The following is a 15,040-nucleotide window of genomic DNA, read 5'->3' as shown; positions in this document are numbered from 1 at the left end:
TCTGTATAAGAAATTTATTTTATGTCAATAAATGAAATATATTATTAATTTATATTGCTTTTTATACTGATATTTGGTAAAATTACTGTGTTAATGAGCACATAAGGGGGTGAAGATATTGGCAAATATTAAATCAGCTATGAAAAGAATTAACGTCATTAAAAAGAAAACAGCTAGAAACAGAATGGTTAAATCTCAACTTAAGACAGCTATAAAAAGATTTGAAGAAGCTGTAGCTATTGGCAATTTAGAAGAAGCTAAAGCAAAATTAAGATTCGTTGAGAAAAAACTTATGCAAGCAGCTGCAAAAAATGTAATCCATAAAGGAAAAGCATCTAGAAAAGTATCTAGACTTGCTGCTAAGTTAAACAAAGCTGTTTAATTTTTATGAAGTAACCAAATCCGTGTCTCTTAGGTTCCTAAATAAAAGTAGATAACCCGAATCTTTGATTTGGTGTCAGTCACTTTCATAGAGTGCAATAAATAAAAGCGTACATAATGTACGCTTTTCCGCTTTTTTGTTTCTGATTTTTAATTTTTGCACATTTCTATTATAAATAATTCTAAAGCTATTGTATCCTTCATTTTACCTGATTTAATCATTACATCCATTTGTAGAAACCGGTTTAATAGTGCTTCCAGCTCTTCAACCCTAAATCCTTTGCACTGATTGGCACATTTAGAGGCTACAAAAGGATGAATGCCTATTTTAGAGGCCACGGCTTTAGAGGAATATCCCTCCTCCAATAAAAGTTTAGTTTTCAGCAGGTTTCTCACTTGATTCCCCAAGGTTGCAGCAATCTTGATAACAGGTTCACCTTCATACAACATCCTATTCAGACGCTTTATTGCCTCTTCCACCCTTCTTTTTTCAATAGCATCTAAAAGCTTAAAGATATCGTTTTGTAGATTGGAAGTGAAAATAGCCTCAAGATCCTTTAATTCTATTACCTCTTTATCCCCTATAAAGGCTACAATTTTTTTAATTTCATTTTCTATATCTAACAAGCTTTGCTTAGCATTCTTACCAATATAATCTATATTTCCCATGAAAAAATCAAATTCTGTAACCCCCATGATTTTTCCACACTTCTTCACCAACTTCTCTATCCATTCCTTCAACTCTTTGGCATTAAGTTTTTGAAACTGGATAACGTTACCTTTTTTTTGAATCGTCTTAACAGCCTTCTTTCTAGCATCTACAGTATTATTAGCATTAAATACTAAACAAGTGGTATCGGGAAGCTTTCCTAAATAATCTATAAAGCTTTCTTCATCTTTTTCTGAAATAGTTTTTCTTTTGCTCTGAAAAACATCTAAGTCATTGACTACTACTAGCTTTCTTTCCGCCATAAAAGGTAATGTTTCACAGGTGTCCACCAGCTTTGTCACTGTAAAATCCTTTCCTTCTAGGACAAAAAAGTTCAAGTCCTCAAAGTTAGTCCCAACCACTTTTGTCTTCAATTCCTTCATGAACTTTTCCATTAAATAAACTTCTTCTCCGTAAAGCAAATAGAGTTTTTCTATTTTATTATCCTTTATTTTTTTTACCGCTTCTTTATAGCTCATCTATTTCATTCCTTTTCTAGCTTTAGTTTTTTCTCTTTATATTTACCTAATATTAAGTATACAACATATAACCCTATATAATAAATAACTACATACAAAATGTTTGTATTTTCTATTGTTATACTAGCATAACTCCAACTACTAAACCTTGTAACAATTGAATAGATATAGGTTAAAATCCAACTGGTAATATAACTAAGGGTGTCTCCTAAATAGACAGAAACCAGACTTGCCCCGATGCTTAACACAGCAATAGCAAGGAGTGGAACCAACACGGGAACGATAAAAACATTAGCTATAGGAGCTATGATGGATACCTCCTGAAAATGATAGGCCATAATAGCCATTGTCCCTAACTGAGCACAAATTGTAACAGTTATTAAAGGGGCTATTACCTGGGGTACTCCCTTCACCAACTCCTTAACTAGAGGATAGAATAATAAAATGCTAAGGGTGGCTCCAAAGGATAATTGAAAGGAAACACTAAAAAGGATAAAGGGGTTACGTAGCAGTAATATAAAGGCTATCATCATTAAACTGTTGATGGCATCATACCTTCTATCTAAAAAATAAGCAGCAACATATAAATAATACATCAAGCTGGCCCTCATAATGGATACAGGAAAGTCCACCATACAGCTATAAAATAGTAGAATAACCATTGTAATCAACAAGGTTTGTTTTTTTCCTACTTTTAAAAAACTTAAGACATGATGGGCTATGAGGGCTATTACACCTATATGCAGACCGGAGACAGCAATAATATGAGCTGTGCCGCTTCTAGAGAAGAGTTTCAGGGTTTCACTATCGATATAACCTTGATTGCCAAACATAATACTTTTCAGTATCCCTCCTTGAATAGGCTCTAATGTCCTATGAAAAAAATCCTCTATGTATTGTCTTACACTATAAGTCACTTTTAAAAAACTTAATGCTTCTGAAGGATTCATTTTTATAGCCTTGTCTTTCTCTGCAGAAACCACAGTCTTATAGCCCTTACCTCTTAAAAACAAATGGTAACCTTCGAGATTGACCTCTTGAAAATCTTCAACTATTGTAACATCCTTTACTTCAATTATATCTCCGGGATAAAAAACTTCATTGTTTATAGAGGGCTTCTTTAATCTAAGTCTAGCCTTCTCTTTTATGGTTATTTCTTTAATATTCCCTGACAATTGAAGGATTTCTATATCATACTCTCTATAGCCCCTCTTTTCCAAGCCAACTTTTTCAATTTTAGCCCTTATCTCTAATGCGCCGTAGGGATAAGCCTTTAAAACTGTATAATCCGTTTGATGGTGTTGAAAAATAAAATTCCCTATGATTATAAATAAAAGACCTATAAACAAGGATGTATTTCTTTGGATAAATAACATTCCTAATATTACAATTAAAAGAAGAGCTATTAATAAATAACCTGTAATAGATATACTTATAAAATAGCCCAGTATAATTCCTATAACAACAGAAATACATAGTATACTAAAGGGTTTAGCCAATTTTCTCCCTCCCTTTACGGTTTACTGTGTATTTCTCTATTAACAAAAAAATTCCTTTATTTGATTAAAAAAAGACAGTATTGGTTTAACAACTTCTACTGTCTTATAGTCTATGGCTATTGATAATTATACTTTTAAGTACCCATCTGGTTTTTAAAAGTATGGACTATCTTTTTTCTCTTTTTCTAATACTCCCTTTTATTTTCATAATGTCTCAAATGATTGGGTAGGATTTTGGCTTCCCTATGATTATTATCTTCATAGGTTAATAAAGCCTTAATATTAATGGTATGATTGTTTTTATCATGTTTTACTTCCACACGTTGAGGTCTTCCGTCATCTTGATGCAAATAAAGAAATTGCTCTACAACATCATTGGCAGCTTCATTGTTAACATCTTCATAAATCTGCAAATATTCTTTTTCTGGTATTTCCAAATAAAGGTCATATCCTACTTCATGCTTTACTCTTCGGTCAAAAACGCTTTCTAACATAGCATTTCCACCCTTCTTCATAAATATTGGGATACTAAGGACAAATTTTGTACCATAAAAACCTGTCAACAATATTTTGCCCTCTTTTCCCTAATATATGAAGAGTATATAGCTTAAGTTATTATGTATCTTAAGCTATATAAAATAACATTTGCCCTCCTCCGCCATCTCTAAAATATAAGGAAATACCTCCTTTGCTTCATTAGCTATATCTAATGTATTAATATCTGGTAAAAAATGAGTTAAAATCATTCTTTTAACATTGGCATTTAAGGCAATTTCCGAAGCCTGTTTAGCAGATAAGTGGGGTACATTGTCTGTCAAGTCCTTGTGGAGAATATTGGCTTCACACAAAAACAAATTACTTCCCCTTATAAAGTCAATTAATCCATCAAAATATTTAGTATCACCGGAGTAAACAAATTTTTTGCCGTTTTTCTCAAATGCCATTGCATAGCATTCGATTGGATGATTTGTTTTCCTAAAGGTTATTCTCATATTATTAATATTGATCTCTGTAGCATCATGGATTATATTTCGAGTAAAAACCCCATTATATTGTATTCTTTCATAATCCTCCTGGGGATTTGCTGGTAGATATAGGGGAATAGACCTTTCCATCCTTCCTAACATCTGCTTGATATAAATTGCATATCTCAATACCATTAAGTCACTCATATGATCAGGATGGAGGTGACTTAAAATTATAGCATCCAGTTTGTTTAGGTCGTTACAAATAGTCAGTAGCTTAGATAGTACTCCATTGCCACAATCAATCAAAATTTTTGTGTTTTCATCCTCTATTAAATATCCAGAACAAGCTCCTCCAGCCTTAGGATAAGGTCCGTAGCACCCTAATACAGTTAGTTTCAACAGTATTCCTCCTAACTTTATTTATTCTGTGGGGATACATGTTTATAGTATTCACTATTATGTCTAAACTTATATTGGCTTGTGACAAAAAACATAGGGATTTTAGTATACCTGCAATTTTTTGTTGGTTTTTTTCAGCATGTTAATAGCATCCTGAATTGGTCTATAGTATGGAATAATGCTTCGAGCTTTATATAAATGCCATATAGCCTTTTCAACATTTCCTATTTGAGAATAAATTAATCCTAGTTGATATTGACCATAACCGTTGTCAGGCATACTGTCAACCAATAGCTTTGTGTATTTGTAAGCTATTTTTATTTCTTTTAATCTGAAGAAATATATTTGACCTAGACTTAAAAGTAAATATGGCTCTTTAGGATTACATATCAATGCTTTTCGATAATAATTGGCGGCCTCTGGGTAATTTTCTTCATCATAGTAGCAGTCAGCAATACCTGTGTAAATATCTAGCTTAAATTCTTCTATCATAGAACTTTTTTCTATTTTTAAAGCCCTATGGTAGCAGTCTATTGCTGACTTGTTGTTTTCAGTTTCATAAAGGATATCACCCATTAGTTTCCAATAATAGGAGTTATCTGGATGTTTATCTAGAGCCTTTTGTAGAAATTCAATGGCATAATCATAGCTGCCAATATTAATTAAGGAAATAATTAAGTTGCTAATTAAATATTGGTTTTCAGGATTTTTTTTCAAGGCTTCCTTACAGGTGTAAAAGGCTTCTTCCTCCATGCCGTTTATAATATAAAAACTACTCATATTTAAATAGGGTTCCACCGAATTGGGCTGTAAAGCTGCTTGCATCTTTAAGGATTTTATTGCCTTACCCACATTTCCTTTAGCCTCATATAGATAGGCTAAATCCTCTAACATATAATATCGTTTATACTTTTTAAGAAAAAAAGGATTATACTTTAAAAACAATAGAAGTCCTTTATAAACAATATCTAGTCTGTCATACTTTAAGTGACTTTTTAGTTCTTGAAAAAATAGGGTCCAAATTTCACCATGATTTTCTTTATTAACAAAATTATATTTATCTATCCATTTAGCTTCTAAAACTTTTAAAGACATATTTATCTTGGGATAAAATACATTATCACTAATTGCCTTATCCTCCATATGATTTAACACATCATTATATAAGCTTTTACCCTTTATATTGTTATGGAATTGTAACTCCAACCAAAACCCAGGAATATTTTTATGTCTATTTTTAAATTTAATTTTTTTTATTGCCATGGTTTCCCTATAATTTGAAATTTCATTTTCTTCTGTTATCTTTTCTATATTAAACTGTTGCTTTATAAATTGTTCTCTTTCGATTCTATTAGAGAAAAATATATTTAAAATCATTATAAGCCCTCCTTCAGGAGTTTGTTACTAGTTCTTATATATAATACTATACCAAAAAATAATTGTTAACAATGGAAATAAGAAATTAAATTATTTTGTTTTATAGAAAAATATAATATAATGGGGATACATAAAGGGGGGATAGGGTGTTGCAGAAAAATAAACTCATAAATTTACTGCTTATTATTATTGTAATTGGTCTTTTAACCGGTTGCTTTTTAAGAGAGGATGAGGGAGTCTTATCTCTTCACTTTATCGATGTTGGCCAAGGGGATAGCATTTTGATCAAAACCCCCAACGATAAAACCCTACTGATTGACGGTGGAGAACCCTCCGCCGGGAAAAATGTAACCTCCTATTTAAGAAAAAATAAAGTGAAAAAAATAGATATACTGATCGCTACTCATCCCCATGCCGATCATATAGGGGGTCTTGTTGATGTTGTTAATAACTTTCCAATAGATAAATTTTATATGCCTAAAAAAGCTCACACCAGTAAAACCTATGAAAAATTATTACAGACGGTGAAAGATAATAATTTGAAGGTCACTGCCGCAACAAATGATATTGTTGTGGAACTGGATGAGGATATTATCTTGTATTTTTTAGGACCTATGAAGGATTATGGGGATAATTTAAATATGTGGAGTGTTATTTTAAAGATGGATTATAAAGATAAGTCCTTTTTATTTACTGGAGATCTTGAATATTTAGGGGAGAAGGATCTAATCCAGGAGTATCCTAGAAGTTTTCTTCAAGCTCAAGTTTTAAAGGTAGGTCATCATGGTAGCAACACCTCCACTTGTGGAGAGTTTTTAGAAGTGGTTAACCCAAAGGTAGCTGTGATATCTGCTGGAAGCAACAATCCCTATGGTCATCCCCATCAAGAGGTGCTAGAAGGATTAACGAAATTTCCTGTTGCTATCTATCGTACAGATAAACAAGGAACTATTGTGATTAAAAGTGATGGACATCGGATTTGGTCCCATCTCGAACCCTATTTCTATTAAGTTATTTTTCCCAAAAAGAAAAAAGGTGGCGACATTGCCACCTTTATCCTATCATATGTTAATTCTATGATAGGATAAAATATATAGTTTTGTGTTGTGGTTATATATCAATTCTACAAAATAATACAAATTCCTTCTTTATTTATATAAAAATATTTATTTTTGTTGAATTTAGTAGTTTAGATAATTGATATAAGTTTTTTATCCTATGAATAGTACAAATATTTATTGTAGAAGAACATATAATTTATTGAGGTGATTTTATGACAAAAAAATTATTGAGTGTTTTTATCTTTTGTTTTGTTGCCCTATTATCTTACTATACCTATTATTTCTTTCAATCTCCTGAAACTATAGCTACCTTTCAAGCCTATACATCTTCTTCCCATAAAATTGAAAAAGAGCTTATTGATTTATATCATAATGAGGATACTAACATACAGAAGGAGGCTAAGGATTCAATTATTGAAAAAGCCCTCACTGTTACAGGCTATGAACAATGGATGGAATTTATTGACTATATAGATATGAACCTATATATAGACAATATTTTACCCCAGCAATCAGATCAATTAATCTTAGCCCTTAATCTTTCGAAGGATTTAGCAATTATAGTAATATTTGATAGTATTGGTAGTGACTATATCTATCATAACAAAATTGAAAACATCCTTCCAATAAGTAAAATTGACTTTTTAAGCAATTCTTCTCAATTAAATAATATGATGCTGGTTTATCAAACCCTCGATGAAAGGTTTGGCTCCTTTTTTTATGAAGAATTTCTACAGGTATATTTATTTATGGAGGGAAAATTTGAAAATGTTTGGCAAAAAACCTTGCATTACGAGGAAATTTATAAAGAAGTTTGGATAAATCCCAATGCTAGAGAAGATTTATGGAATAGAGTGCTAGAGGAAACTACAATTGATTTCATCGTGGATGATGCCATTAAAATCAATACCATTACTACCCTACAAAAGTATACTACCCATGCTAAAGAATATCCTGATGTCCATAGCTTTTCTTTAATTCATCAAGATAACTATAAACGTTCCTATTATTGGAGTGATGATTTTAATACTTTTGTTTTAGGAGAGGTAACAAAGGAAATTTTCCTATGGGATGTAGCTCTTCTACGGGATATGGAAAAGGGGAGGGAATCTTTATTTGGTATAACTAATAAAAATTATAAAGTAATCACCTCAAAAGGTGAAATTCTTTATCTTTCTAAAAATAAATTTCACCCTATATTCCAAAGTTTTCTGGAAGAATGATATAATAATAGCGAAAATCTTAATATAAATGAGGTGTACAAATGAAGACAGAAAAGCTTTTTTGGAAGGATGGGTATCTAAAAGAATTTGAGGGAACTATTTTATCTGTAGAACCCTATAAAGAAGATACCAATAAGTTTGTAGTGGTTTTAGATAAAAGCGCCTTTTATCCCGAAGGAGGCGGTCAGCCTTGGGATGAAGGAAAAATTGGAGAGTATGATGTTCTTTATGTATATGAAGAAGAAGAAACCATCTATCATGTAACGGATAAGCCCCCTATAGTTGGGGGAAAAATATACTGTACCATTGATTGGGGTAGAAGGTTTGATTTTATGCAACAGCATTTAGGTCAGCATATTCTTTCTGGTACCTTTGACAAACTATTTAGTGCTGCTACAGTAGGCTTTCATTTAGGTAAGGAGTACGTTACAATTGATATCCATAAGACCTCCCTTGATTTTGAAGAAGTCCAGGCTGTTGAGAAAATGGCCAATGAAATTATTTATAAAAATCTCCAGGTTAAGACTCTTTTCCCAACAAAGGAAGATATAAGCACTATTCCTTTAAGAAAACCCCCTAAGGTTGAGGATGGTATTCGTATTGTAGCTGTTGATGGATTTGATTACTCCCCCTGTGGTGGCGTCCATCCAACCTTTACTGGAGAGGTTGGTATAATAAAAATTCGAAAATGGGAAAAAAACAAAGGTAATATTCGTATAGAATTTGTCTGTGGGCAAAGAGCATTAGAGGATTTTACTTGGAAAAACAAACAAATTAATGAAATATCTAATTTGCTATCGGTAAAGGATAGGGAATCAGAAGAAGCTGTTATAAGAATTCACGAAGAAAATAAAGACCTTGTTAGGGCCTTTAATGATATGAAAAAGGAGTTAATTGCCTATGAGGCAAAAGAGTTATATGCCACTGCTGAGAAGCTAGGTGATTACTCTGTAGCTATTCAACAATTTGAAGGAAAAGATTTTAAAGACCTTAGGTTTTTAGCATCCCTACTGGTTCAATATCCTAATACAATTGCTTTATTGGGGACCAAAATCGATAAAGCTCAAGTAGTCTTCTCCTGCTCCAAGGATGTTCCAATCAATATGAATCAACTATTTAAAGAGGTGGCTCCTTTAATCAATGGAAAGGGTGGTGGTAATGCCACCAGTGCTCAAGGTGGTGGAAATGACAGCCCTAATTTAGAAGGATTGCTTTTTGCAGCAAAGCAAAAAATTAAAATGGAATATATCAAGTGAGGAGAGATGTGTATGAAGAAATCCGTTATTGAAATGCTGGAGGAACGAGGGGTTACTGTTGAAGACATGGCCCATTTGGTTATAGATTTGCAAAAAGATTATTTACCTTTAACTATGGAAATAGCTGTTGCAAATATCCATAAGGTTTTATCAAAACGAGAGGTTCAAAATGCCATTCTTACAGGAATTCAACTAGATAAGCTGGCAGAATCCAATCTAATTGAAGAACCCATTTTATCTATGATTAAACGAGATGACTCCCTATACGGTATAGATGAAATATTGGCACTAAGCATTACCAATGTCTATGGCTCCATCGGTTTTACAAACTTTGGCTACTTAGATAAGTTAAAACCAGGAATTATAGGTAAATTAAATGCCCATGAAAATGGGCAAATAAATACATTTTTAGATGATTTAATTTCTGGTATTGTTGCAGCTACTTGCTCTAGAATTGCTCACGCTGCTGAAGATGATGAATAAAGCCACATTGTTTGTGGCTTTATCGTCTATTAGCTGGTTCCATATTGATTTTTCTACCTTTTATTTGATTTTTATTCATAGCTTTTAAAACTTTATTAGCATACTTTTCAGGCACTTCAACAAAGGTAAACTTATCAAAAATATCTATGGTCCCTACAAGATGACCATCGATTCCAGATTCTCCTGTTATGGCACCTAATATATGTCCAGGATTAACCCCATGTCTTTTACCGATGTTTAAGAACATTCTCACCATTCCAGCTTCTGCTCCAGTATCTACAGAGGAAACGTCCTGTGCAGCTTCTATAGCCTCTTCTTCATTCTTGTTTAACATTAATTTCATTAAGGCTGCGGCTATATCAATAGAACTATAGTCTTCAGCTAATTTTTCAACAAAGGTGACGTACTCTAAAATTCCACCTTTTTCGATAGTTGTAATGATATTATTAGCAACGGTCTCTCTTTGCTTTTCAGCAATATCATTGATACTAGGTACGTTCTTTCTTTTTATCTTTGTTTTTGCATAGGTTTCTAATGCCTTTAAAGTCCTAAGCTGTCTTCCGGCCACAAAGGTATAGGCCAAACCTGTCCTTCCAGCCCTTCCTGTTCTTCCTATTCTATGAACATAATATTCAAAGTCCTCTGGAATGTCATAATTAATAACCAATTCTACATCATCTACATCAATACCTCTAGCTGCCACATCTGTAGCCACCAATAAATCTATGGTACCATCTCTAAATTTCTTCATAACCCGATCTCTTTGACTCTGTTTTAGGTCACCGTGTAACCCTTCAGCAGAGTATCCTCTACTCTCAAGACTTTCAACTAACTCATCTACACCTTTTTTTGTTCTACAGAATATAATTCCTAGATCACTTTCTTCCATATCTAATACTCTACATAATGCCTCTAGCTTTTCATGATTTTTCACTTCAAAATAAAATTGAGCTATTTTAGGAACCGTCAATTCCTTATGTACCACTTTGATTTTTTCAGGTTTTTTCATGTATTTCTTTGCTATTGCTTCTATTTCTCTAGGCATGGTGGCAGAAAACATAGCAGTTTGTCGGTCTGCTGGTGTATGCTGTAGTATGGCTTCCATATCCTCTAGAAATCCCATGTCCAGCATTTGATCAGCTTCATCTAATACAACTCCCACTACTTGGTCTAGCTTCAAGGTCTTTCTTCGAATATGGTCAAGAATTCTTCCAGGAGTGCCTACAACAATCTGTACACCCTGCTTTAAAGCCTTAATTTGTCTTTCGATAGGTTGTCCTCCATAAATCGCTAGAGATCTAACACCATTTAAGTACTTAGTAAACTTCCTTAGTTCATCGGCCACCTGCATAGATAATTCTCTTGTAGGAGCTAAAATCAATATCTTGACATCCTTATCCTTTGAATCAACCTTTTCAATCATAGGTATGCCAAAAGCTGCAGTTTTTCCTGTTCCAGTTTGGGCCTGGCCTATAATATCTTTGCCTTCATATAGCTTTGGTAATGCTTGGGCCTGAATAGGTGTTGGTACCTCAAAACCTAATTCTTCTATAGCCTTTAAAATGTCTTTTTGAATGTTTAAATCTTTAAATTCTATTGTTTTCATATAATCTCTCCTGAATTTATTTTTCACTGCATCATTATATCTCTTTTGCCTCTTTCTGTAAATGAATATTTATTATTTATTATTTATTATTTTTGTAAGAAATAGAAGCTAATATACATTAAAGTTATAAATAGTATAAAATTTGGATGAACAATCTTCTTTTATAGATTTTTATCATCAATTTTTGATTTTATACTCAAAGATTTTCTCTAGTATGAATGAAGTAATTTTTTGTTTTTGGAACATACTATTATTGTATAGTATTATCATAGATGTGGAGGAATACCCATGAAAATTGCAGGTTATTTTAATAGTTTAAAAATAGCAAACGAAGCAATAGAAGCCCTACATAGGGTTGGATTTAAAAATGCTACCTTAGATTTAAAGGACAACACTGTTGGTGATGGAAATTATATAACAAATTTACCTGGAACAGAAATGTCCACCAGTTTATCAAATTTGATTTTAGAGTCGGGAGATAGAGGTATTGATATTGATAAAGCTCCTCTATCAGCTGCAAATCCTATGGTCAGTGGCATGGCTGGCTTTGATGAAATTGCGGATTATGGTCACAAAATCGTTGTAGATGCAGATGATGAGGATGAAGAAGAAATAAAAGCACTTATTACAAAATTTGGTGGTGAACTAAATATTCCTGATATGTAAAAAACAACAAAATTCTAGAGAAATTAGCAAACACTGTTTCTAGGAGGTGCAATAATGGGAAAAGAAAAGTATCATTTTAAAAGTTTTAATAATACAAAAGTGCCCCCAGATAATATTAAAACCATATTAAATGCCCTTAACGGTGTCAATACAGTAATGTTGGATATGATGGATAATACTGTATTGGTTGATTATGATGATACCAAAACCACTTCAGCAGAGATAAGAGCTAAGCTAGATGAAAATAAACTAGTATAGTACGAATTTGTTCTATATAAAAAAGTCTTTTATACTATTGTAAAGACTTTTTTATATGTTGAAAAATTTAGAGATTTTATATTTAAAGAGCTTCAAATATTGCCATAACCTTCCTTCTCTAATTTTTCTTTAGAAATAAACCTCAAAACACCACTGTTGATACAATATCTGTATACTCTTCTTTACTAGATTTCATCTGTTTGTCTTTTTTCACGCCCTACATCCCTTGCCTAATGTAACCCTTTGCCACTGATTCGTTAATGATCTCCTCTACCAGCTTTCCCAAAACCTCTGACCCTTCTTTAATAGGTTCAAATCTTTTCGTTACTTGATCAAGGGTTACATTATGTTGTTTCCAGGTCCCTCCTTCGGTATAATAATTATGTAGTAAAGGCTGGACTCTATCTAATGCCGCAGCAAATCGAGCTTCCGGCGTGTGGCCTTCTTCAAATTCCCTCCACAGATGGTATATCTCCTTGTATTGATCCTTTGGTAGGATACTGAAAATCCTATTGGCAGCTTCCTCTTCCCTTTTTTCCTTATCCTTATACCCCTCCTGATCATAGGCAAAGGTATCCCCTGCATCAATCTCCACTAAATCATGTATGATAACCATCTTCATTACACGAAGAACATCTATATCCTTTTTATTAGCATATTCTGATAAAAGCATTGTCATGACTGCCAAGTGCCAAGAGTGTTCAGCATCATTTTCTCTTCTTGAGCCATCAATAAGTGTCGTCTGTCTCCATATACTTTTCAATTTGTCGATTTCAATAATAAAGTTAATTTGTTGCATTAATCTTTCATTAGGTGTCAAAATGTCTGCCTCCCCTTCTGTAATGTTAGTATTATTTATCTAGGTTTTGTATTTATTTTATAAATTTTTTCGATTTCGTTTTTATTGGTAATACCATTCTCTATATATTGCCAACCCAGCTTTTCATAATAATTATCTAATTCAGTGTAAAGAAAGATTTCTTTATACCCAATTTCGCCACTATATTTAATTAAAAATCTCTGTAGGGCTAATCCTATTCCCTTTCCCCTATATTCTGGCAAAACATATAGGCATGCAAGCCAAGGAAATAAATCCTGTCTACTCATTAAATCGCATCTCCATAAACCAACAGTTCCCACTGGTTCGTCATCCATCAGAGCAATAAATGTTTGAGGTAAATTTTCCTTATCTAAACTACTTTCAACTATACTTTTATAATAACTATAGTTTTTTTCGTTTCCCCACTCTTTCCATAACCAATTAATAACCAACTCCATATGCTCTTTACTTTCTGATAAATGCTTTATAACCAATGTGCTAATACCCCCCTTTAAAATACTGTATCCTCATATTTATATCCTCTTGTTTCTTACTATAAAAATTCTAAAGTCCATCACTATATATTATCATATTTAACAGATTTTATCCAATCTAACAGATTAAAAAGGATATTGCAAAAAAACTTCTTGACTCATGTGTCAAGAAGTTTTCGTTGAATTCCCTATTTAAAGGATAATATCTGTTTTATTATATCTTCTCTTAAAGCATCAATTTTTTTAAATTGTATATTAGGTACATAATACTCCTCCATAGCCTCCTGTTTTGCCTTTGTTTTTCTTAAGTTGTCTATTACATCCTGAAGTAATTGTTTAAAAAGATTCTCACTATACTTCAATTCTTCTATATAATTATTAAGTTTCTCTGGGTCTATAAACTGATTTAGGTCGAAGGTTTCTTTTTCTTCATATTTTTTATTTGTTGTAAAGGCTAAGTTTAATTCTGGTATAATAATATGCTCTATTTTTTCCGGCTCTAATGGCTCATGATAAACTTCTATATCATATCCCTTTTCTGTAGCTCCCTTAGTTATTTTTTTTAATAACGTTGATTTTCCAGTGCCCGGTGCTCCTTTTATATAATAGATATTCTTTACTTCACTTATATAGGTTTCTACATAATCAATGTGCCCCTTATGGGTATAGGCACTACCAAAAAGATGTCTTTCGTTAGGTAATTTATTTAAATCTGGGTGGTTTCTTAAAAATCTCCCTATAATTTGATTGGTCAATTGATTTACCTTTAAAAAATCCATAGCTTGACTATAGATCCATTCCACATCATCATGGATTATTTTTGCTGCTGCTAAATATTTATAGGTGCGCTTATATCTTTTCCCATTTGCATCAATTTCCCTTATAATATTATCCCTATTTTTTCTTAATCCCTCTTCATTCCAATAGTCACCTAGATGTATAATTGTATCTATTGCCCCAGGATATTTAGGATCTATTACATGGGGAGATGTACCGTCCACCATAGCTACTCCTAGCTTTGGTATTACTATAGCATCAATGGAGTCAGGGTCTGCTGAACAGTGATAAAACTCAATATCATAGCCTTTTTCAGTCATAACAGCCCCTATTTTTTTCATCATACTAGATTTCCCAGTTCCAGGACCACCTTTTAAAAAATATACCTTCTTTGCTTTTTTTAAATCAATAATGTATTGAAAATAGGAATAAAATCCTTTTGAGGTATTGCCTCCTGGTAACAGACTTTTAATTTTTCCTTTACGTGACATATTTTCCCCTCCCTAACCTTTTTACAAATACATAGCATATTACTATATTATCCTTTTGCACAACTTTTTGTGACTATAAAATCAGTAAATTTT

At 32.5% G+C, this 15,040-nt stretch carries 16 protein-coding genes; 7 read left to right on the top strand and 9 right to left on the bottom strand.

Annotated features, from left to right (window positions below; genetic code table 11):
• The first annotated feature begins 109 nt into the window (after positions 1-109).
• On the top strand, positions 110-382 hold the full coding sequence (gene rpsT / locus BLS22_RS05515) for a 30S ribosomal protein S20 (protein WP_408633653.1): 273 nt from the start codon (positions 110-112) through the stop codon (positions 380-382).
• A gap of 149 nt (positions 383-531) precedes the next feature.
• Here rpsT and holA read toward each other — a convergent pair whose 3' ends face one another.
• The 5 genes from holA to BLS22_RS05490 all read right to left on the bottom strand — a co-directional run bounded on the left by holA (position 532) and on the right by BLS22_RS05490 (position 5,812).
• On the bottom strand, positions 532-1,569 hold the full coding sequence (holA, locus tag BLS22_RS05510; protein WP_090551704.1) for a DNA polymerase III subunit delta: 1,038 nt from the start codon (positions 1,567-1,569) through the stop codon (positions 532-534).
• Between the two features lie 5 nt (positions 1,570-1,574).
• Entirely contained in the window at positions 1,575-3,068 is a 1,494-nt protein-coding gene (locus BLS22_RS05505; RefSeq protein WP_090551700.1) for a ComEC/Rec2 family competence protein, read from the bottom strand.
• Positions 3,069-3,253: 185 nt separating this feature from the next.
• Positions 3,254-3,562 (bottom strand): hypothetical protein, encoded by a 309-nt coding sequence (locus BLS22_RS05500; protein ID WP_143011254.1) that lies wholly within the window; start codon positions 3,560-3,562, stop codon positions 3,254-3,256.
• Positions 3,563-3,697: 135 nt separating this feature from the next.
• Entirely contained in the window at positions 3,698-4,435 is a 738-nt protein-coding gene (locus BLS22_RS05495) for an MBL fold metallo-hydrolase (protein ID WP_090551695.1), read from the bottom strand.
• A gap of 102 nt (positions 4,436-4,537) precedes the next feature.
• Positions 4,538-5,812: a tetratricopeptide repeat protein gene (locus BLS22_RS05490; RefSeq protein WP_090551692.1), complete on the bottom strand. Its 1,275-nt coding sequence runs from the start codon at positions 5,810-5,812 to the stop codon at positions 4,538-4,540.
• 149 nt (positions 5,813-5,961) lie between these two features.
• On the opposite strand from BLS22_RS05490, the gene BLS22_RS05485 reads away from it, so the two are divergent.
• The 4 genes from BLS22_RS05485 (at position 5,962) to BLS22_RS05470 (ending at position 9,835) form a co-directional block, all read left to right on the top strand.
• Entirely contained in the window at positions 5,962-6,822 is an 861-nt protein-coding gene (locus BLS22_RS05485; protein ID WP_176762071.1) for a ComEC/Rec2 family competence protein, read from the top strand.
• A gap of 263 nt (positions 6,823-7,085) precedes the next feature.
• Complete coding sequence (locus BLS22_RS05480; RefSeq protein ID WP_090551685.1) at positions 7,086-8,096, top strand: hypothetical protein; 1,011 nt, start codon at positions 7,086-7,088, stop codon at positions 8,094-8,096.
• Positions 8,097-8,137: 41 nt separating this feature from the next.
• Positions 8,138-9,352 (top strand): alanyl-tRNA editing protein, encoded by a 1,215-nt coding sequence (locus BLS22_RS05475; protein ID WP_090551683.1) that lies wholly within the window; start codon positions 8,138-8,140, stop codon positions 9,350-9,352.
• Positions 9,353-9,364: 12 nt separating this feature from the next.
• Positions 9,365-9,835 carry a phosphatidylglycerophosphatase A family protein gene (locus BLS22_RS05470; RefSeq protein ID WP_090551679.1) on the top strand — a complete coding sequence of 157 codons (471 nt, stop codon included), beginning with the start codon at positions 9,365-9,367 and terminating at the stop codon, positions 9,833-9,835.
• A 19-nt stretch (positions 9,836-9,854) separates the two neighbouring features.
• Here the strand turns inward: BLS22_RS05470 and BLS22_RS05465 are convergent, their stop codons facing one another.
• Positions 9,855-11,441: a DEAD/DEAH box helicase gene (locus BLS22_RS05465; RefSeq protein ID WP_090551675.1), complete on the bottom strand. Its 1,587-nt coding sequence runs from the start codon at positions 11,439-11,441 to the stop codon at positions 9,855-9,857.
• Between the two features lie 288 nt (positions 11,442-11,729).
• On the opposite strand from BLS22_RS05465, the gene BLS22_RS05460 reads away from it, so the two are divergent.
• Entirely contained in the window at positions 11,730-12,107 is a 378-nt protein-coding gene (locus BLS22_RS05460; protein WP_090551671.1) for a hypothetical protein, read from the top strand.
• A 54-nt stretch (positions 12,108-12,161) separates the two neighbouring features.
• Entirely contained in the window at positions 12,162-12,365 is a 204-nt protein-coding gene (locus BLS22_RS05455) for a heavy-metal-associated domain-containing protein (RefSeq protein WP_090551667.1), read from the top strand.
• 217 nt (positions 12,366-12,582) lie between these two features.
• On the opposite strand, the gene BLS22_RS05450 is transcribed toward BLS22_RS05455, so the two are convergent.
• From BLS22_RS05450 to BLS22_RS05440, 3 genes are all read right to left on the bottom strand, one after another.
• Positions 12,583-13,185 (bottom strand): HD domain-containing protein, encoded by a 603-nt coding sequence (locus BLS22_RS05450; RefSeq protein ID WP_330386471.1) that lies wholly within the window; start codon positions 13,183-13,185, stop codon positions 12,583-12,585.
• A gap of 35 nt (positions 13,186-13,220) precedes the next feature.
• The gene (locus tag BLS22_RS05445; RefSeq protein WP_244269477.1) at positions 13,221-13,679 is read right to left on the bottom strand and encodes a GNAT family N-acetyltransferase; all 459 of its coding nucleotides are present in this window, start codon (positions 13,677-13,679) and stop codon (positions 13,221-13,223) included.
• 188 nt (positions 13,680-13,867) lie between these two features.
• Complete coding sequence (locus BLS22_RS05440; RefSeq protein ID WP_090551664.1) at positions 13,868-14,947, bottom strand: PRK06851 family protein; 1,080 nt, start codon at positions 14,945-14,947, stop codon at positions 13,868-13,870.
• Positions 14,948-15,040 lie beyond the last annotated feature (93 nt).

This window comes from Natronincola ferrireducens (assembly GCF_900100845.1).
Lineage (GTDB): Bacteria > Bacillota > Clostridia > Peptostreptococcales > Natronincolaceae > Natronincola_B > Natronincola_B ferrireducens.
The sequence above is the reverse complement of the archived record's forward strand: the minus strand, read 5'-3'. Positions and strand labels throughout refer to the sequence as shown.